Annotated in this window: 25 protein-coding genes; all 25 read left to right on the plus strand. The window is 70.3% G+C overall.

The features are described 5' to 3' along the window. The first annotated feature begins 13 nt into the window (after positions 1-13). Entirely contained in the window at positions 14-463 is a 450-nt protein-coding gene (locus ABZV77_RS05735; RefSeq protein ID WP_356250683.1) for a hypothetical protein, read from the plus strand. A 107-nt stretch (positions 464-570) separates the two neighbouring features. Then, positions 571-987 carry a hypothetical protein gene (locus ABZV77_RS05740; protein ID WP_356250685.1) on the plus strand — a complete coding sequence of 139 codons (417 nt, stop codon included), beginning with the start codon at positions 571-573 and terminating at the stop codon, positions 985-987. Beyond that, positions 984-1,757: a tetratricopeptide repeat protein gene (locus tag ABZV77_RS05745; RefSeq protein ID WP_356250687.1), complete on the plus strand. Its 774-nt coding sequence runs from the start codon at positions 984-986 to the stop codon at positions 1,755-1,757. Before ABZV77_RS05740 ends, ABZV77_RS05745 begins: the two co-directional genes overlap by 4 nt. Next, positions 1,754-2,659 (plus strand): hypothetical protein, encoded by a 906-nt coding sequence (locus ABZV77_RS05750; RefSeq protein WP_356250689.1) that lies wholly within the window; start codon positions 1,754-1,756, stop codon positions 2,657-2,659. The genes ABZV77_RS05745 and ABZV77_RS05750 overlap by 4 nt, the downstream gene beginning before the upstream one ends. A gap of 26 nt (positions 2,660-2,685) precedes the next feature. Next, on the plus strand, positions 2,686-3,441 hold the full coding sequence (locus ABZV77_RS05755) for a hypothetical protein (protein WP_356250691.1): 756 nt from the start codon (positions 2,686-2,688) through the stop codon (positions 3,439-3,441). Positions 3,442-3,468: 27 nt separating this feature from the next. Further along, on the plus strand, positions 3,469-3,873 hold the full coding sequence (locus tag ABZV77_RS05760; RefSeq protein ID WP_356250693.1) for a hypothetical protein: 405 nt from the start codon (positions 3,469-3,471) through the stop codon (positions 3,871-3,873). Then, positions 3,870-4,223 (plus strand): hypothetical protein, encoded by a 354-nt coding sequence (locus ABZV77_RS05765; RefSeq protein ID WP_356250695.1) that lies wholly within the window; start codon positions 3,870-3,872, stop codon positions 4,221-4,223. Before ABZV77_RS05760 ends, ABZV77_RS05765 begins: the two co-directional genes overlap by 4 nt. Further along, positions 4,213-4,503, plus strand: coding sequence for a hypothetical protein (locus ABZV77_RS05770; protein ID WP_356250697.1), 291 nt, complete (start codon positions 4,213-4,215; stop codon positions 4,501-4,503). Before ABZV77_RS05765 ends, ABZV77_RS05770 begins: the two co-directional genes overlap by 11 nt. 29 nt (positions 4,504-4,532) lie before the next feature. After that, positions 4,533-4,922, plus strand: a complete 390-nt coding sequence (locus tag ABZV77_RS05775; RefSeq protein ID WP_356250699.1) for a hypothetical protein — start codon at positions 4,533-4,535, stop codon at positions 4,920-4,922. Continuing rightward, complete coding sequence (locus tag ABZV77_RS05780; RefSeq protein ID WP_356250701.1) at positions 4,919-5,725, plus strand: DUF317 domain-containing protein; 807 nt, start codon at positions 4,919-4,921, stop codon at positions 5,723-5,725. The genes ABZV77_RS05775 and ABZV77_RS05780 overlap by 4 nt, the downstream gene beginning before the upstream one ends. Further along, on the plus strand, positions 5,722-6,552 hold the full coding sequence (locus ABZV77_RS05785) for a DUF317 domain-containing protein (RefSeq protein ID WP_356250703.1): 831 nt from the start codon (positions 5,722-5,724) through the stop codon (positions 6,550-6,552). The genes ABZV77_RS05780 and ABZV77_RS05785 overlap by 4 nt, the downstream gene beginning before the upstream one ends. A 95-nt stretch (positions 6,553-6,647) precedes the next feature. Beyond that, the gene (locus ABZV77_RS05790) at positions 6,648-7,016 is read left to right on the plus strand and encodes a hypothetical protein (RefSeq protein ID WP_356250705.1); all 369 of its coding nucleotides are present in this window, start codon (positions 6,648-6,650) and stop codon (positions 7,014-7,016) included. Between the two features lie 33 nt (positions 7,017-7,049). Continuing rightward, positions 7,050-7,397 (plus strand): hypothetical protein, encoded by a 348-nt coding sequence (locus tag ABZV77_RS05795; protein ID WP_356250707.1) that lies wholly within the window; start codon positions 7,050-7,052, stop codon positions 7,395-7,397. Further along, the gene (locus ABZV77_RS05800) at positions 7,394-8,212 is read left to right on the plus strand and encodes a DUF317 domain-containing protein (protein ID WP_356250708.1); all 819 of its coding nucleotides are present in this window, start codon (positions 7,394-7,396) and stop codon (positions 8,210-8,212) included. Before ABZV77_RS05795 ends, ABZV77_RS05800 begins: the two co-directional genes overlap by 4 nt. A 68-nt stretch (positions 8,213-8,280) precedes the next feature. Continuing rightward, positions 8,281-8,880: a hypothetical protein gene (locus ABZV77_RS05805; RefSeq protein ID WP_356250710.1), complete on the plus strand. Its 600-nt coding sequence runs from the start codon at positions 8,281-8,283 to the stop codon at positions 8,878-8,880. A gap of 5 nt (positions 8,881-8,885) precedes the next feature. After that, positions 8,886-9,650 carry a DUF317 domain-containing protein gene (locus tag ABZV77_RS05810; protein WP_356250712.1) on the plus strand — a complete coding sequence of 255 codons (765 nt, stop codon included), beginning with the start codon at positions 8,886-8,888 and terminating at the stop codon, positions 9,648-9,650. 50 nt (positions 9,651-9,700) lie between these two features. Further along, complete coding sequence (locus ABZV77_RS05815) at positions 9,701-11,491, plus strand: TraM recognition domain-containing protein (RefSeq protein WP_356250714.1); 1,791 nt, start codon at positions 9,701-9,703, stop codon at positions 11,489-11,491. A gap of 334 nt (positions 11,492-11,825) precedes the next feature. Further along, positions 11,826-12,590, plus strand: a complete 765-nt coding sequence (locus tag ABZV77_RS05820; protein ID WP_356250715.1) for a hypothetical protein — start codon at positions 11,826-11,828, stop codon at positions 12,588-12,590. 70 nt (positions 12,591-12,660) lie between these two features. Beyond that, positions 12,661-13,464 (plus strand): hypothetical protein, encoded by an 804-nt coding sequence (locus ABZV77_RS05825; RefSeq protein ID WP_356250717.1) that lies wholly within the window; start codon positions 12,661-12,663, stop codon positions 13,462-13,464. After that, positions 13,461-14,171 carry a DUF317 domain-containing protein gene (locus ABZV77_RS05830; RefSeq protein ID WP_356250719.1) on the plus strand — a complete coding sequence of 237 codons (711 nt, stop codon included), beginning with the start codon at positions 13,461-13,463 and terminating at the stop codon, positions 14,169-14,171. The genes ABZV77_RS05825 and ABZV77_RS05830 overlap by 4 nt, the downstream gene beginning before the upstream one ends. A 225-nt stretch (positions 14,172-14,396) precedes the next feature. Further along, complete coding sequence (locus tag ABZV77_RS05835) at positions 14,397-15,017, plus strand: hypothetical protein (protein WP_356250720.1); 621 nt, start codon at positions 14,397-14,399, stop codon at positions 15,015-15,017. A 95-nt stretch (positions 15,018-15,112) separates the two neighbouring features. Next, positions 15,113-15,589 (plus strand): hypothetical protein, encoded by a 477-nt coding sequence (locus tag ABZV77_RS05840; protein WP_356250722.1) that lies wholly within the window; start codon positions 15,113-15,115, stop codon positions 15,587-15,589. Positions 15,590-15,700: 111 nt separating this feature from the next. Continuing rightward, the gene (locus tag ABZV77_RS05845; RefSeq protein WP_356250724.1) at positions 15,701-16,570 is read left to right on the plus strand and encodes a hypothetical protein; all 870 of its coding nucleotides are present in this window, start codon (positions 15,701-15,703) and stop codon (positions 16,568-16,570) included. Then, positions 16,567-17,784 carry a DNA cytosine methyltransferase gene (locus tag ABZV77_RS05850; RefSeq protein WP_356250726.1) on the plus strand — a complete coding sequence of 406 codons (1,218 nt, stop codon included), beginning with the start codon at positions 16,567-16,569 and terminating at the stop codon, positions 17,782-17,784. The genes ABZV77_RS05845 and ABZV77_RS05850 overlap by 4 nt, the downstream gene beginning before the upstream one ends. Further along, positions 17,785-18,900 carry a DnaB-like helicase N-terminal domain-containing protein gene (locus ABZV77_RS05855; RefSeq protein ID WP_356250728.1) on the plus strand — a complete coding sequence of 372 codons (1,116 nt, stop codon included), beginning with the start codon at positions 17,785-17,787 and terminating at the stop codon, positions 18,898-18,900. It begins immediately after the preceding gene. The last annotated feature ends 5 nt before the right edge of the window (positions 18,901-18,905 follow it).

The following is an 18,905-nucleotide window of genomic DNA, read 5'->3' on the forward strand; positions in this document are numbered from 1 at the left end:
CTGTGGACACGAAGTGACGCACAACCTGTCCGACCGGGCCGCTGACCGGCGCGCTGGATTTGCCCGCTGGCTCGAAGGCCGCGACTGCACCGACTGCTGGAAGGCCGCCCGCGACGCCGACACGGAATCCAGGGAAGCCTGGCTCGCCGGCAAGCGCGCCGAGGAGCAGCAGGCTGCCCGTGAGTGGGCGAAGCAGTTCGAGATGCCGCCGCTCGAAGGGCCCGAGCGGGCCCTCGACTGGGGCGAGCGCTCCCGTCACCAACTCGTCGCCGCCGCGTACAGCGTGCTGGTGAGCGAGGGCACCTGGGACGAGGCCGATTGGGCCGTCCTGGAAGACAAGATCCGCACGGTCTCCCGCGCCGGATGGTGGATCGACCAGCGGGACGCTGAGGGCTCTGACCTGCCCGAACTCCTTGACGCCGCCGCCTCGGAGGACATCGGGACGGAGAACCCGTTCCGCTAGGACGCGGGGCTTTATACCCGACGATCCCCGGTTACCGAAACCGGGGATCGTCCGGATCCTTGTTCCTCCCACCGACTCCCCGCGCACCTCGTGGAAGGAACCCTGCTGTGCCCGCATCCCGCCATCCGCACGCCCCAGGTGACATCGTCACCCCCGACCGCGACATCACCCATTCCCACTTCCGGCCCGGTGACCAGGTCGTCATCCTCAAGGGCACCTCCGGCAGCGAACTGTGGGGCGACGCGTACAAGGTCGTCACACCCTCATGGCACACCCCGACCGACGAGGACGGCTGGCGCCTGTACGACCCGGCCGGCGGCGCGCGCACCTACATCACCGCGCACCCGCGCTACCTGGTCCACCTCTCCAGCCGCTGCCCGGACTGCCTCATCTACCAGCAGGCGCTGCGCACTTACCTAGTCCCGCGGCTGGCCGACGCCGACGAGGACGTCGACTGCGGCTGGTACTCGACCACCCACCTCAACCAGGTGGTGCACGTCGCCGACGCCCGGGGCGGCCGGTGACACAGATACTCGGCTCGGAGCGCGCCGCAGCCCTGACGGGTGCCGCTTCAGCAGCCATCGAGGCGATCACCCGGAGCGAGTGGCCGACGCTGCTCGCCGAGGCTTTGCGCGAGATAGAGGCGACGTGGCAGGAGTCGGCCGAGGTGTGCGCCGACGTCGCCTGGCAGGCCCGCGCCGCCGGCAACAGCGCGCTGGTCACGCTCAGCCCCGCGCACGTCACCGACGCCGGCCCGGACCCGGTGATCTGGCGGACGTACCGGCACCTCTACCTCAGCACGCTGCGCTACGACTTCCGCTGCAGCGTCATCGAGGACCTCATGAACAAGGTGCCGGTGAGTGTGCTGAACGAGGACCCGTACAGCGAAGCCCTGTACGCCTTCTCGCGGTTGGGGCAGTCCCGCTCCGACGGCCTCGCCGTCCTGCACCGGGTCCTCGTGGCCGCACCCGGCCACCCCAAGACCCTGCACGTCCTGCTGCACGGCGTGTGGCTGGGCACCTTCCTTCCCGGCCGAGCACCCATGCTGCTGGCCCTGGTGGGGCTGCTCCCCGAGGGCGGGCTGGACGATCCGATCGCCCTGTTCCGCATGGCCTCGGCCCGGCGGAGTCTGGGCCAGTATCCCGAGGCCCTCACCGCCATCGACCACGCCCTGGAACTGCTGCCGCCCGGCGAACTCGCCGTTCACGCCGACCTGGTACGCGAACGCGTCCAGATCGCGACGGCGCACGATCTGAGCCTCCTCATCTCCCACCGACCGGAACCCACCACATGATCATCCGTATTGGAGCGCGCGACCTCAGCGCCAGCGAGGCGCTCGCCGAGGCCCTCGGTCGCCCGGTCAGCGGCCGAGAGGCCCTGACCGACCACACGGTGGTCGCCCACTGGAACAACCTCGACGTCTACACCCCCCTCGACGAAGGGCAGAGTTGGACGACCGCCGAGTTCGCCGAGCACCTGAGCGACCCCAACTGGCGCCACCCTGTCGCGGTCAGTCCGCAGGGCGACCACCGCGCCATCTGGCACGCGGACGTGCGGCTGCACCCGGACGACCGGGCGCTGACTCGCCCCGAGTGGACCGAGATCGCCCACCGGATCGCCCGCGTCGCCGGCATCCAACACCCCGGTGACGAGCACGGTTGCCGCTGGATCGCCGTGCAGGCGCAGCCCGGCCGCCTCGATCTGATCGCCAACCTCATCCGGCCCGACGACACCTGGACCGCACAGCCGCACCGGTTGCCCGTGCTCCTGGCCGCCGAGAGCCGACGCATCGAGGCCGAGCTGGGCCTCATCTCGCCCCGTACCGGCCCCGATCCGCACCAACCCGTCCAGCAAGCCCGGTTCCTGGGGCGCCGCGTCGAGGATGCCGCCGCCGCCGATGCCGCCTCTCAGTTCGCCGTACTGCTGCGCCGGCTCGCCGAGGAACGCACCGGGCCGCTGGCCACGGTTCGTGGCCTCATCGAGCACGCAGCCCACCGGCTCGAAGAGCTGCCGGATGCGCACAGCCGCGACAACGCGCACCAACTGGAGATGGTCGCCCGCCGCCTGTACGGCATCCAGCAGAGTCTCGATTCTCTAGCCGCCACCCTGCCGACCACCGCGCGACCGCCGCTTGCGGGTCCAACCTTCCCGGTGCCCACGCCCACCGCACCCGCACCGGCACACCCGCGGCGCTGATCGCACCCTTCCCTCCCGAGGAGCCCATGCACGACCCCACCCCCGACACCAGCCTCGGCTCATTCGCTGCCGTCCTCGCCGGCGAACTGCCCGGGACCTGGACCAGCACCTACCACCCGGACCGCGGCGGCCTCAACGGCCACCACCACCTCACCGACGCGGTCTGGGACATGAACGAGGTCGCCGAAGCCCTGGCCAAGCACCCCGTGGACCACTACGCCGTGCTGCAACGGCACGACGGATCACGCCTGTTCGTCACGGAACAGCCCGGCCACGCCGAGGGATACCTCATCGCCGCGCTGGCCCCCGACGACACACCGGCCGAGGCATTCCGTGGCGTACGCGAGCCCGACGGAATCGCGGTCGACGCCGACCCGTTCAGCGCGGCCGAGAACATCACACACGACCTCCTGCCCCGCTACTACGTCGCGGCCCACCAGGTCTTCAAGAACGCCGAGCAGCTCACGCGAGCATCGTCCGCGCCAGAACGCCTGGTCATGACCTGGTCGGACGGCGCACTCGTGGTCGAGGAGCCCGACCGCGCCGACGTCACCCAGGTACTCACCGACCACGGCTTCGTCCTCGACACGGCCCGAGCCGTCCTGGTCCTGTCGGGCGACGACACCGCCCACCAGGCCGCCTCCGTACGCGCCGCCGGAGAACGACTGTCCGCGCTGGGCATCGACACCGTGCTGCGTCATCCGCCGACGCGTCCCGCCCTGGACACCACCCCCGTCACACCGCCCGCCACCTCGTCCGCGCCGTCTGCTCGACGGCGATAGCCCTGACCCGCACAGGAGTAACCGCACGTGGGAAACCGTGCCGATGACCAAGGCACCGACGTCACGATCTACCGCAAGCCCCTCACCGACACCGTGCACGCCGACACCCCGACCGGCGCGCCCGAGCCGCTGCTCGTCCTCCTCGACAACCTCGGCTTCGAGCGCCGGACCCTGCCCACCCCTGGGCCCGTCTACGTCTGGCACGAAGCACCCGCCCACCTCGACGAGGACGCCAAGAAGCAGCTCGCCACCCATGCGGTGCCCTGGTTGCACAAGGCCGGATATGTGGTCCACATCTCCGATGATGTCTGGGACACCGGCGCCTACACCGACGCCGCCACGGCTGTGCGCGACCACCGCGCCCCAGCCCCGCCAAGCGCGACAGCCGCAGTGCCCGCCACGGGCCGTCCGGCAGGAGTCCACCGCCGGTGAGCCTGGCCGATGACTACAACGTCGACGTCACCCTCTACCACCGCGACGGGACGATCTTCGTCGACACCCGCACCGATGCCCCCGAGAACCTCCTGGCCCTGCTCGACAGCCTCGGACTCGACCGGCACGGCGCAACGGACGACGTCTGGCATCAAGTCCCCGACGCGATGGACGAGATCGCCATGAAGACCCTGGCAGACCGGGCCGCACCCCTGTTGGCCCGCGCCGGATACCGAGTCGACATCGACGCGGGCCTCTTCGGCGGCACCGCCTACCGCGCCGCACTCGCCGACCAAGCAGCACACCGACCACCACCGCCACCCGCCGCACCAGCACGCCGTGCGCGCTGACCGACCGTCGCCGGCCCCGGCCCACCGGGGCCGGCCCCACCCTCCCCAGGAGTCCACCGTCACTCACGAGCCCGACCGCACGCCCCCGCCCATCACCACCGACCGCAAACCCCGCCTGGTCACCGCCCTGTTCCGCCGCTACCTACGTGCCGTCACCGTCGGCAGCAAGGAGCGCACCAACCCGCTGGCCGGCGGACGCCCCGAGGCAGCCCTCGACGAAGCCCGCCGCCGCGACATGTTCCTCCTCGTCGACAGCTACCGCATCCGCCACCACAACTAGCACCTCGAACCGGCCTGTTCAGGAGGCCCATGACCGACTCGAACCTCCCCTCCATACAGCTCGCCAACGCCATCACCGCCCAACTCGGACAGCTCCGCCGCCACCTCGCCCTGGCCCCACCGCACGAAGCCGCCCAGATCCTCGCCAATGTCCCGGACTACGACACCGGCCTCCTCGGCGAAGTCACCGAACTCGTCGGAACCGGCTCGCGTTTCGCGAAGAACCACTCCGAGCGCGGCATCCTGCCACCCGAGGTCTGGCTCGCGCTGGGCCGCGCCGCCAACGAACTCAACAGCGTGGGCGTCGACCTTAACGAGCACACCGGCACCATCAAGCAGGTCGCCGCGCCCACCCCTCCATCCAGCAAGCCGGCCACAGTGCCGGTCGCCTCCGCGATGGTTCTCCGGCGGCGCCGGTGAAGAAGAACAAGCAGTGGGCCGGCTGGGGCCCCACCGGTCAGCAAGCCCAGCAGCACTACCTCGTCGAACCCCGCCACCTCGCCGGCGGCGGCGACCTGCGCTTCGTCACCGAGTACCTGCGCGCCTCAGGCTGGAAGGACAAGTCCAAGACCGGCGGTCCCGTCGCGTTCGACAGCCCCGACAAGTCCATGCGTATCGGGTACGACCCGTACACCCAGCCCGGCGGCTGGACAATCAGCGGGAAGCAGACGAGGACAGAGGGGGCATGGCACGCCACGCTCGGCCGGCAGGTCCCCGTCGAGATCGTGGCCGGCCTCACCGACGCACTGACCCGGCCGCGCTCCGCCCACGCCCCCAACGTGTGGGCGCCGCTTGAGGCACAGGGCTGGGAAACCGAGCGCGGACAGCACTTCACGGCCCGCAGTCCGGACGGCGACGCCGTCGTCCGCTTCCACCAGGACGCCCCCGGACAGGCCCACTGGTGGGCCGGCGCCCGCAACGAGCACGGGACGGTATGGGAGGCGACGTTCACGCCAACCACGCCGATGCATCTGGTGCAGGCGTTCAGCACCGCACTCGCCGACCCGCAGCCGGTGATGCGGCCCCTCGGCCACGTCCCGCCCTCGCAGAAGATCCGCACCACGTCGGTGTCCGTGCTGCCCTCGCAACTCAGCGCATGGCAGCAGGCCCGGATCACCGCAGCCCGCGCCGCCACCTGGGCCAGCAACACCTTCGCCAGCAACAGGGCACGCCCTCAAGGTCCCGGAGCCCGCCCGTACGCCAAGGCCGGGCGGATGCGGTGAGCCACGAACGCTTCTACTCCCGCGTCAACGGACCCACCCTGCACCGCGTCAACGCCGTCCGCTGGCTAGACGAGGTGGCGCCGCGCCACCTGGCCGGCGGGGGCGACCCCCGACACGTGACCGAGCATCTGCTCGCGTCCGGCTGGAGCAACCACTCGGTCCCGGGCTATCCGCATGTCCTGCTGGAAAGCCCCGACCGACGGTTGCACCTCACGCTGGAACCCGAAGAGGACGAGTTCATGTCGTCCTGGCGCGTCCACCCGGCCCAAGACCGCTATGCATGGTCGGCCCAGTTCGGCATCCACACCCCGGTGGAGATCATCGCGGGCTTCACCGACGCGCTGAACAGCACAGGACCACGGCCGGAAGAGGCCGAGCTGTGGCGCCTCGCAGCCAGCCGCGGGTGGACCATGCGACTGGCCGGCAGGGAGCGGGCCGCACTGTCCCCGGACGAGACCGCCTACCTGTCCCGTGAGTCCTCACTCGCCGAAACACCCATCCACCGCTGGGCAGTTCAGGTCTCCATACCGCTCACTGAGAAGCGGCATCGGTGGATCTGGAATGCGTCCATCGACGAAGCCGCTCCGCCCGCAGCACTCACCGGGTTCATCGACGCACTCACCGATCCCGCCCCGCTGCTGCGCTCGGAGGGGCAGGAGCCGCGGCACGCCTTCGGCTTCCTCGACTCCCGCCGCAGCTCCGTCACCCCGGAGCAACACCGCCTGCAGCACCTTCGGCGCCTCGAAGCCGCTCAGCGCACCGGCACGGGCGCACCCGCCCCAGCTCCGCCGCCCCCCGGACCGGCTCGCCACAAGCGACACCGCTGACCCGGGGCCCGTACGCCCCGTCCGTACGCCCAAGCCGGAGCACGCATCCGCAGCTGTCTCACGTCCGCCCGCCACCCAATCGAAAGTGCATCACCTTGACGCAGTCCCAAGACCTCCCGCCCGGTGGCGTTGAGACCCTCACCGCCGAACTCCTGCGCCTCAGCCAGCAAATCGACAGATCCGGACGCCCCGAGGATCTCGCCAACATCCTCACACCGATCGTCGACCGGAGTCACGGTGCACTCCACCTCATCGCCCAGATATTCGACGTGATCGCAACCACCTGCGCCGACTTCGCTGCCCAAGACGCCTACGCCAACGATCTGCAGGATCTCTGCTGCGACGCGTACAGCGACCTTGCCGACCTCAGAGATCGCTTCAACGGACTCGACGAACAGTTCCGCACCTTCTCCCCGGACGTCACACGCATACCCAGGGGACAGCGCCCAGTCCGGCCCTGGTGAACGCGGCCCCGTCACTTCCATCCAAGGAGCAAATTGCCCACCCCCTCCGCCCCCAGCGCCGACGACGTCGCGCAGGCAACCGGCACCCTGGCCCAGGTCCAGAACTACCTGCACACCAATCCGTCCGTATCCGACGCGCTGCCGCTGCTCGCCGACCTCCTCGACGAGGACACCGGCGTCCCCATCCTGCTCGGCGACATCCTTCGCAACGCCGCACGCCTCATCGCCCAGGAGGCGAAGACCAGGAGCGACGAAATCCACCTGATCGTCGCCGGGCTTCGGGAAGCCGCCCAAGAGGCCACCGACTGGCACGTCCTGCATTGGGACGTACAGCGCCTGAGCAGCTACGCGCTTGAGTCCGCCGGTCCCTCGGCGCCGTGACACGTCCCCATACCGCCAGCGCAGCCGACGATCCCTGGTCGCGGATCTGGTGCGACACCACGCCCCGCCACCTCGCCGGAGCCGGTGACCCGCGCCACGTCACCCAGGCTCTGCGGGCCGGCGGGTGGAAGAACTTCGGCGACCCCGACTTCCCCCACGTTGTTCTGGGCAGCCCCGACTACCAGCACACCCTCGTCCTGGAGCCCACCCCAAACGCGTACGGCTCCTGGTGGCGGGTCTCGTCGCAGCTCTGGTCCGCATCCTTCGGCGGCAACACACCCGTGGAGATCATCGCCGGATTCACCGACGCCCTCCTGCGCTCCCCGCCCCCGGCTGAGCCGGATATCTGGCCGACGCTACAGGCAGCAGGCTGGACGTACGAGTGCGACGAACGGGGCAACGAGCGCGCCCACCATCCGGACGGCATCACCATCATGGAGCGGTCGGCGACGCTAACCAGCGACTACTTCAGTTGGAAGGCCGAGGTCGCGCTGCCCACCGGCCTCGGCGGCCACCACCGGCTATGGCACGGGTACTTCGACGACCGCACCCCGCGCCACCTGATCTCCGGATTCGCCACGGCCCTCGTCGACCCCGCGCCTGTCTCCCGCGGTCGCTACGACGTTCCGCATGACCACCTCGTCACGCAGGTTGAACGCGGCGCCCAGGGCGAACAGCTCGCCGCCGCCCACGAAGCACGGCTGACAGCCAGCCGGGCCGCCGCCCGCAAGGCCCGCCGCAGCGCCGTACCCAGCACCCGGCCGCCGGCAGGCCCCGCCGCCGAGTCGGCCACGCCCGCGGCCCTCAGACGCTGACCGTGTGGAGCGGCTCCGGCCGCTCCGCACTCCGCCCTCCATCACAACTGCCCGCCCAAAGGCCCTCTTTGACCATTTCACTCGAACCGGGGAGCCCGGCCCACCGGCTCTATCTGAGTCAGCTCGCCATCTATCTGCGGCACAGCCGGCAGATCCTCGCCGCCTGGGACCACTACTCCGACCAGCACTCCGACCCCGAGACATTCCAGCCCCACGACGAGGACGCCTACGGCCGTCGCCAGCAGCAACGCGACGCCGACACCCTCTTCGCGTTCGGCCGGGTGTACTACCACGCGGACGAACTCGTGGATGTCGCCGAGCGACAACTCGCCGAGCTGTCGCCCTCCGACCGGACCCGGCGCTACGCCTGGCAGGTCCGAGAACTCCGGGATGCCACGCAGCACCTCTACGCGGTCCACGACGACTGGCTCGCGGAACGGGCCGCGCTGCCCGAGAGCGCACGACCCGGTACGAAGGCGTACGAGGAACCGCTCGCCGAGAGCTACGCAGAAGCCTGGTCCTACCTCGACCAGTGGGCCATCCATGGCCAGGCGCTCTTCGCCGTCAACGCACTCGCGCAGCGGCCCTCGACCGCATCCGCGCTGTCCCTGCGCGCGACGGCGCCCGTACACAAGGCCGCCGCCACACCGTCCAGGGTCCAGCGGTGAGGGACGTGAGTGAGACCGTCGAGCAGGCGTTCATCGCCCCGCGCTCCCTCGCGGGCATCGGCGATCCCGGCTGGATCACCCAGCCGCTGCACCGGGTCTCCGGCTGGAGCTACGGGCATGACCCGCTCATCCCGCGCGTCCTGCTCACCAGCCCGGACCAGCTCACGCAACTGCGTCTGACCCCCGGCGGTCCGGATGATCCGGACTGGTGGACCATCCGCCATGCACGTACCGCGGATCAGCCCGCCTGGGCGGCCACCTTCCAAAGCCGCACCCCCGTCGAGATCATCGCCGCCTTCACCGACGCGCTAACCGACCCGTCCGGGCCGCCCGCGGCTCCGCCCGACCCCTTCACGGCGTTGCAGGACGCGGGGTGGGAAACACCCCAGCACTTCGGCGGGCTCGCAGCCCCCGACGGCATCACTCGCGTCGAGCAGGTCGGAACTCCCGGCAGCGACCTGTGGATGATCGAGACCACTCCGTTCGTCGTGGAGCCAACGATCTGGCGAGCCGTGTTCACCGGCACCACGCCACCTCACCTGATCGCCGCCGTGACGCAGGCGCTCGCCGACCCCGCGCCCATCAGGCGCGACCCTCCCCGCATCCCGGGCTGGGCTCGCGACCGCATGACCGTGGACACCCGCAACGTCCCCGCGACGGACGTCGCCTTCGCTCTGGAGCGACGCATCAGCGCCCTCGCCGAGCGGCACCGCCGCATGACCGGCGTCGCCCCCGTGCCGCCCGGACCGGCGCGAGGCCGCACGCGCTGACCTGTCCGTCGCGACCGGCCCCCTTTCCTCCCCCGTACCTGGAACAGCCCTTGCCCCAGCCCAACTCCTCGTCCACCGACGGCTACGACATAGCGTTCAAGGTCCTCCTCGGCGCCATCGCCGTCGCCGTGCCCCTGTCCAACCTCGCCTGGCTCGGCGGCAATCTCACCGCCTGGACCACAGACTCCACCACGGCCCCCTACCAGCCCGTTCAGGCCCTCCTACACCCCGACCAGCTGTGGCCGGACCTGAGCGAAACGTCCATTCTGATCGGCGCGCGCATCCTGCCCGGCGCCGTCCTCGTCGCGCTCGGCATCACCGCCGCACTGCTCTACAAGCGGTACCGGGGCGGCGGCAGCGGACGCAAGAAGCGCGTCGCCGGCATGGCCAAGCAGCGGGACATCGAGCCGCTGATGGCGAAGGCCATCACCGACAAGGCCCGCTCGCTGCGCCCGAGTTTGAAGGACGCCAAGCACATCGCCGCGGCCGACACCGGCATCCTCCTCGGCAATCTCCAGGGCACCAAGCACGAGGTGCGGATGGGGTACGAGGACGTCGCCGTCGCGATCATGGCACCCCGTTCCGGCAAGACGACCAGCTTGGCGATCCCGTCGATCCTGGGTGCGCCTGGACCGGTCCTGCTCACCTCGAACAAGGCCGCAGGCGATGCCTACACCGCGACGCTCGATGCGCGGGCCGCCGTCGGCCGGACCTGGTCGATGGACCCGCAGCAGATCGCCCACGCGGAGCGGGCCATGTGGTGGAACCCCTTGGCCGACGCCAAGACCCTGGACGGCGCGGGACGGTTGGCCGGGCACTTCCTCGCCGCGAGCGTGGACGCGTCCGCGCAGGGCGATTTCTGGTCGAAGGCCGGCAGCAACATCCTGAGCCAGTTGTTCCTGGCCGCCGCGCTCGACGAGCGGCCGATCACCGACGTGATGGCCTGGCTCGCCTTCCCCGCCGACCGCACGCCGCTCGACATCCTGCGCGACCACAAGTTCGCGGCGGTCGCCGCCCAGCTCAAGGGCACCGTGGAAGGCCCGCCCGAAACACGGGACGGCATCTACGAGACGGCCCGCCAGTACGCCGCCGCCCTGCTGAACACGCAGATCGCCGCCTGGGTGACTCCCCAGAAGGACGTGCCGGAGTTCACGCCGAGGACGTTCGTCACCTCGAAGGACACGCTCTACCTGCTGTCGAAGGACGGCGGCGGAGGGGCCTCGGCGCTGATCGCCGCGTGCGCGGACAGCGTGATGCGGGCCGCGACCGCGCAGGCCGAACGTGCCGGCGGGCGCCTGGACCCGCCGATGCTCGCGATCCTCGACGAGGCCGCCAACGTCTGCAAGATCAGCGACTTGCCGGACCTGTACTCCCACCTGGGCTCGCGCGGCATCATCCCGATCACCATCCTGCAGTCCTACCGGCAGGGCCAGAAGGTGTGGGGCGACGCGGGCATGGACGCCATGTGGTCCGCCTCCACTATCAAGGTCATCGGCTCGGGTATCGACGACCCGGACTTCGCCGACAAGCTCTCCCGGCTGATCGGCGACCACGACGTCGAGACGACTTCCACCTCGACCTCGGAGTCCGGCAAGTCGACCTCCGTGTCCATGCGGCAGGAACGCATCCTGGCCGCCGATGCCATCCGCGCGCTGCCCAAGGGGACCGCACTCGCGTTCGCCACCGGCTTGCGCGCCGCGATGCTCGACCTGCGCCCCTGGTATCTCGAGCCCGGCGCCGACGCACTCTCCGCCGCCTCCGCCCGCGCTTCCAAGGGCATCACCGCCCGCGCCATCGCCAAGGCCGCCCCCAAGCAGTCCGACTTCGGCCCCGCCGCGTAAGGCAGTCGCCCTCCTTCTCCTCCTCTCTCTGCTCACCGTCCGACAGCCCATCTGGACCCCCTATGCCACTGATCCACGACGTTCCCGACGACTGGGACCCCGCCTGTCGCTGCTGCCTCGAATGCGGCAACAGTGACCCTGATGTCACGCTGCGGGCCATCACCCACCGCGCGAGCAACCAGCAGGCACTGGCCTGCACCAGGCACATCGCAGACGTTGCCGCGGTCCTCGAATCCTTCGTATCGGCCTCGCAGATCGCGTCCGAGAAGGTATCGAAGCCCGGCGCCACGCCGGCGGCATCCTCCACCCCCGCTCCGTCGCACCGGTCTCGCGCATGACCGAATCGCCCGCCGAGGACCTGCTGTTCGAGGTCGCGCCACCGCCGACGCCCGTTGAGCGGCTGCTCCAGCTGGCCGACCAGTACACCCAGCACAACGACGCGCTCGACCTCCTCCTGCATGCCGCCGGCGCACCGCTGCCGGATGAATACGCCAACTCGGCGCACCGCCTGGTCGCCGCCACCGGGGCCGCCGTCAAGGCCATCCAAGGAGAACGACTCTATGAGAGTGAGGAGTTGACCGAGGTGATCATGCGACTGAAGCAGCTCATCATCCTCGCCGACGCCTCGATCGACCTAACCACCCTCGCAGCGCGCGAACTGACCGCGCTGGCCCCGGAAGCCGCCGTCACCAGCGCCGTGACGCTGGCCTCCGAGACCAGGCGGCGGCGCTGGGCCACGGCACCAGCACCCGACGGTCAGCTCAGTGCCGCGCACCGCACCGCCCTGGCCGAGATCGCCTGCGGACACGTCACGGCCAGCAGCTCCCTGGGGCGCGAGTTCACCCGCTCCCGCGAGCCCAAGGTGCTGATGAGCACCCTGCGCGCCCTGGAATCGAAAGGACTGGCCGAGAGAGCGACGGGCACGGCGCGCGCCGCATACGTCGGCGGCACGCCCCTGGACCGCGTACGCCTCACCTCGGCCGGCATCACGGCGCTTGCCTCGGTCATCGATGCGCCTCCTGCCGGGCCGCGCACGACGCCCGGCGCCACACCCCGCCCGCTGCCCGCCGCCGCGCAGGCCACCTCTCAAAGCCGCTGAACCTCACAGGAGCCCTCCCATCCCCACGCCCCCACTCGACCTGAATGAACAAGTCGGCCAGCTCAGGCAGTTGGCATCCGACTTCGACGCCCTCAAGGTGCGCGCGCGCGACATCTCCTACACCCCCGGCACGGACGCGCTGCGCCACGTCAGCCCCCTGCTCCTGCAGGCGCAGGACCTCACCGCCACCGCCCTGGTGCGCCTGACCGCGCTCGACAACAGCACGTACACGAGCGTCGCCGGCAGCCGGGCCGGCCTGGAACTGATGGCCTCCATCGTGTCCTCGTCCTCGCTCGCCGGCACCGACCTGGCCCACGTGGTGCTCGCCAACCCATACGAGGGCGCGCAGTTCGCCGGATACCCGGCGGACGACGACGCGGTGCGCACCGTCCGTCACGCCGAGGCCATCCCGCAGATGAACGCCCACCTCGACGATGCCGTCCACCAGCTCGACCTGTGCGCCATCGGCTGCCACTACCTCGCCCACGGCATCACCGAGGACCTGGCCGCCGCGCAGAAGGACCAGCCGGCAGTCGTACAGCGGACAACGGCCCCCGCACTGACTCCCGCCCAGCACGACGCCCTCACCGCCCTGAACGGCGGAGGCCGTCTGTACGAGAGCACGACCCGGGGGCTGGGCGTGACCCGGGTTGCCGCCGACGACGGCACGCGGGTCTCCATCGCCACCTTCCGGGCCTTGGCCAAACGCGGCCTCGTCACCCGCGACACCGGCACGTCGCTGGTCATCGGCCAGAAGATCACCGTGACCGAGCAGGGGCAGCAAGCCCTGACCCGGCCGGGCGCCCACGCCGCGCTGCGCACCACAGTCGCCACGCCACCCAAGACCGCGGTCGCGCAGGGAGCCCACCGGTGAGCGCGTACGGCCCCGACGACCGGGTCATGGTCTCCCCGCGATATATGGCCGGCGCGGGTGACCGGCTCGCCGACGCGCTCGGCCCGCTGATCCACCTCTTCGGCTGGCCCACGCAGCACGACGTCGCCACCGGACACGTCCAGATCACCAGCCCTGACGGCAGCATGTTCGTCGACTTCGACCCCATTGCCCCCCTCGGCCAGTGGTGGACGATCACGCACCACGAGCCGTACTGGGAGGTGCAGTTCAGTCGGCAAACCCCCCTGGAGACCGTTGCCGCCGTCACCCAGGCGCTGCCGCAACTGCTCGGCGATACCCGGCACGCCGAGCGTATCCCGATCGCCGGCATGCCCCTGGACCAGATCGCGGCGCTCCACCTGTGGACGGCCGAGGACCACGTCCTGACGTCGCCCGACTGGTACTGCCAACTCATCCACACGCCGGATGAGGACATCGCCTGGCGGGCCTGGCACGCCTTCTTCGAGAAGCAGCCGCTGGCCACCTTCACCCGCGACGTACCCGAGGGCCTCGTCGGCAACTTCTTCGCCCATCTCGCCACGACCACGGCGGTGGAACGGGCCTTCGCCGACGTGCCCCTCAGCACACGGTACGAGCACAGCGAGCTGATCACTCCGGTCCGCGGGGCCGCGATCAGTCCGCACCTCGATCACGCCCTCGCGCAGCTCGATCGCCCCCGTCGCCGCTGACCACCCCCTGCCCCGGAGCCACCCCTGCCCGAGAAGACCGCCTCCCTTGAACCGGCCGAGCAGCTCCTTGCCCTGGCAGCCGACTTCACCCGCTTCCACGACCTGCATCTGCGACATGCGGTCAACGGGAACCGGTCCGCCACCATCCTGAACACCCAGACGGCCGGCGCCCAAGCGCTGGCCAACTCGGCCCTGGACATCGTCACCACGCTCAACAGGGAGTCGATGTACCACAGCCCCGTCATCCGCGCCGTGTACGCCCGGATCCGTCAGCTCGCCCACCTGGCCACGGACGCGGCCGACCACCTCATCGACGCCGAGGACATCCTCATCCACGCGCAGGCAGGACTGCCCATGGAGCTGGGCGACGGCTTCCTGGCCGTCCCGAGCGAGCAGGACGCACGACAGGAAATCGGCCGGCGCTTCACCCTCGTTTCCGAACTCACCGCTCTCGGCGCCTTTGACGCCGTGGGGACCGCCGAACAGTACGTTGCCGAACGCCGCCACTACGGCTACCTGCCCGAGCACCAGCCGCTCGCACTGTCCCGCACCCAGAGCAGCACGCTGCACGCCATCGCCCGCGGGGAAGTGACCATCAGCGATGGCCGGCCCTACCACCGCCGCGAGGGCGTCCGCTTCAGCATCAGCACCATCCGCGCCCTGGAAAACCGCGGGCTGATCACGCGCGAGGACTGCCATCTATGGCTCGTGGACGAGCGCGTGCACCTGAGCCCGGCCGGGCGCCGTGATCTCGCAGCCTCCTTCGCGCACCCCCGGTCCGCCGCCCTGAGTACCAGGCGCCCCTCAGCGTCCCAGCGCGCGGCTGCCGTCAGCCGGGCCCGCTGAACCACACCCCACACCCCGCACCCCACGCCCTGGGAGCCCTCACGACCTCCGACACCCCCACCGCGCACGACATCGCGCTCGCCCTAGCCAAACAGGTGCATCCCGACGCCACGCCCCGCGACGTCGTCGTCCACTTCACGCTGCGCCGCCTGGCCGCACCGCGCTACGACCACCGCTCCTGTGGCGGCCCCGCGACCGGCATCGCCCAGTCCCTGCACGCCCGGCTCTACGGACTACCCGACGACCCGGGCCCGGTGCCCACCGCCCTCGACGAACTCCTGCAGTCCCTGACGACCGCCCGCGACGGCGACCAGCAACCCGCCGTGCTGGCCCAGCTCGCCGAGCAGCTGCACAACGCCGCCGAGATCCTCGAATGGGCCCGCGACAACGCCCACTGGCGCCAACTCCCCGCTCCCATCTGGGAGTGGCTGCGTACAGCCACCGCCGCCGCCCGCGACCTCGCGGCCGGTCTCGACGAAGTACGCCCCGCCTTCGCCGCACCTCGCGCTCCCTCCACGGCACCGGCTCCGCCGGCACCCGCCGCGCAGCGCGCCTCCACCTCCCGCCGCTGACCGCCCCGCCCACGGACAACGCAGCGCCCCATTCACCACTAGGACGTCCTCATTTCCGACAACCCCGTATTCCGATCGATCTCGCTCGGCGCCGGAATTCAATCCAGCGCCATGCTCGCCCTGTCAGCCGAAGGAATTCTCCCCAGAGTCGACTACGCCATTTTTGCTGACACAGGGTGGGAACCAAATTCCGTGTATTCCCATCTCGACCGCCTGGAGCGGGAGATAGCGAAACCGGCAGGCATACCAATTCTGCGCGTGACGTCCGGGAACATTCGCAATGATGCGCTAGACCCGGATCACAGATTCGCCTCCATGCCGCTCTACATTCTCAATCAAGACGGCAAGGCAGGAATGACCAGGAGGCAATGCACAGGCGAATATAAGATTAAGCCGATCAAGAAAAAGGTTCGCGAACTCCTCGGCTACCCCTACCCTGCCCGCATTCCGCGAGACGTGTTCGTGGAGCAGTGGGTGGGCATCTCGACGGATGAATTCCACCGCGCCAAGGACGCGGACGTGAAGTACATGCGCAACCGGCACCCCCTCATCGACATGGGCTGGTCGCGCAGCGACTGCGTCCGCTACCTGTCTTCGCTCGGATTGGCCGACACTCCGAAATCGAGCTGCCTTGGTTGCCCATTTCACGGCAACGCCCAGTGGCGAAATATTCGCGATAACTCCCCTGCCGAGTGGGCAGACGTGGTGGAGTTCGACGCTGCCATCCGCAAGGGAAACGCCCGCGCCAACGCCACCGGCAACCGGCTGCTGGGACAGGCATTCCTGCACCGCTCCCGCATTCCGCTGAGCGAAGCCCCGATCGACCACGTCACCGCCGCCGAATGGGCCGCACTCCAACAGGAACTCGACGCCGAAGAAGCGACGCAGCAGCTGGAAGAGGGCGTAACCGACGGGTGCTCTCCCTGGACCTGCCGAGGTGAAATCGCCGCCACGCAGGACGACTTCGGGCTGGCCACGTGATCGTGCTCGACCTGTTCGCGGGACCCGGCGGCTGGAGCCACGCACTGGCCGTACTCGGCGTACGGGACATCGGCCTGGAATGGGACGAATGGGCCTGCAAAACCCGTGCCGGACAGGGGCAGTTGACGATCCGGACCGACGTGGCGATGTACCCGGTGGGGCCGTTCCTCGGGAAGACCACCGGGCTCATCGCCAGCCCGCCCTGCCAGGCGTGGTCGATGGCCGGCAAGCGCCTCGGCCTGCTCGACCAGCCGCTCATCCACCAAGCCGTCGCCGACCTCGCCACCGGACGCGACACCCGCGAACAGCTGCTGGCCTCCTGCCGCGACGAACGCTCTCTGCTCGCCGCCGAGCCCATGCGCTACCTGCACGCCCTGCACCAGCACGGCCAACCCGAATGGGTCGCGATGGAGGAGGTGCCCGACGTCCTGCCGCTGTGGCGCCAGTACGCCGCGATCCTGCGCAGCTGGGGCTACTCGGTATGGACCGGCATCCTGAACGCGGCGGACTACGGCGTCCCCCAGACGCGGCGCCGAGCGATCCTGATGGCCTCGCGCACCCGCACCGCCGAGCCGCCGCCACCCACACATGCCAAGGCAGCCGAGCCCGAGTCACTGTTCGGGCCGGGCCGGCAGAAGTGGGTGTCCATGGCCGAGGCCCTCGGATGGGGCGCCACCGACCGGCCCGTGCCGACCGTGTGCGCCGGCGGGGGACCGGGCGGTGGCCCCGAGCCTTTCCCTTCCGGCTCCCGTAAGACGCTCACCGACGCCCGTGCCCGCGGGACCTGGAAGCCGCAGAGCGCCCGGCACGGAGCCAGGGAGAAGCGGCCGTCCGCCGCTCCCGCCTGCGCCAGCGAAGCACCTCGATGGTCGTGGTCGCTGCGCAGCAACAACCAGGCGAACGCGACCGTGCGACGGGCCGACGAGCCCGCCGGCACGTTGTTCTTCGGCCATCGTGCGAACGAGTGCGTCTGGGTTGCCGAACCCGCTCCCAGTGACACAGACGAGGAGCCTACGGCTCCGGAGTCCATCCGGATCACCGCCCAGGAGGCCGGTCTCCTGCAGACCTTCCCCGCCGACTACCGCTGGGCCGGCAACAAGGGCCAGCAGTTCTCCCAGATCGGCAATGCCGTGCCGCCTCGCCTCGCAGCCCACCTGCTGGCCCCGCACCTCAACAAGACCCTGAACCCCGACGACTTCGCCCTGGCCGCCTAGATGCCCCAGCCCACCGACCCTTACGAAGACGACCTGGACGACCTTCCCCCGGCCCGGCCGGTGCACTACGCCGAGCAGGCTCTGGTCGGCGCACTCCTTCTGGACCCGCACCGACTCGCCGAGATCGGCGACCTGGACGCGGGCCAGTTCGGCAACCACGCGCACGGCGCCCTCTTTCAGGCCATGCGTACGGTGCCGGCACCCGCCCAGGAAGCCCACCGCTCCGATCCCGCCTGGCTGAACACCGTGCTCGACGCAGCGCGCCCCAACGCCCCCGGGCTCACCGCCTCCTATCTCCACACCCTCATCCAGGTATGCCCCTGGCCGAAACACGCGCCGACGTATGCGCGGATGATCCGAGCCGATCACGCCCGGCGCACGCTGCTCATGCACGCCGAACGCCTCGCCCAGACCTCCACCGACGCCACCTTGCCCAACCCGGCCGCCACCACCCTGGCCCAGGCCGACACGCTCGGACAGTTCCTGGACACACTCGCCGGACAGTTCGCCCCGCACCCCGGTTCCCTGCCGCGCACTTCCGTGCCGGGCACCCTCGGCGGACGCCGCGGCGAGGAAGCCCTCGACGAGGAACGCCTCGTCCTCGCCACGGCCACCGCACACCCCGCAGAGCTGAAGAACATGCGCTGGCTGCAGCCCGACGACTTCACGCTGCCGCTGCACGCCACCCTCTGGCAGTGCCTGACCGCCCTGGCCCACAACGGGGAACCCGTGGACCCCGTCACCGTGCTCTGGGAAGCCCAGCACCGCGGACTCCTCACGGACGGCCTCGCCCCCGGCGACCTCATCGACCTGGTCTCCACCCCCGTCGGCTCACCCGAATACTGGGGTGAGCGAGTCCTTCAACGCGCCCTGCTGGCCCGCGCCTTCGATGTCGGCACCCGTATCGCCGCCTACGCCCAGGACCCGGCCAACACCCCGCACCAGCTGATCACCGGGAGCCGCCGCGCCCTGGCCGACCTCACCGCCCTGCGCACCCGCTGGCACCGCAGCACCAGCCCTCCTACGCCGGCAGCTCCCCGACCTCGCAGCCCAGCCGCCTCACGCGCCGGCCCGCCGCCACGAGCCACCGCGGTCAGCACCCGAGCACTCCGATGAAGCCA

Origin of the sequence: Streptomyces sp. NPDC004732 (assembly GCF_040609235.1) — a bacterium.
In the GTDB taxonomy this organism is placed as follows: Bacteria; Actinomycetota; Actinomycetes; order Streptomycetales; family Streptomycetaceae; genus Streptomyces.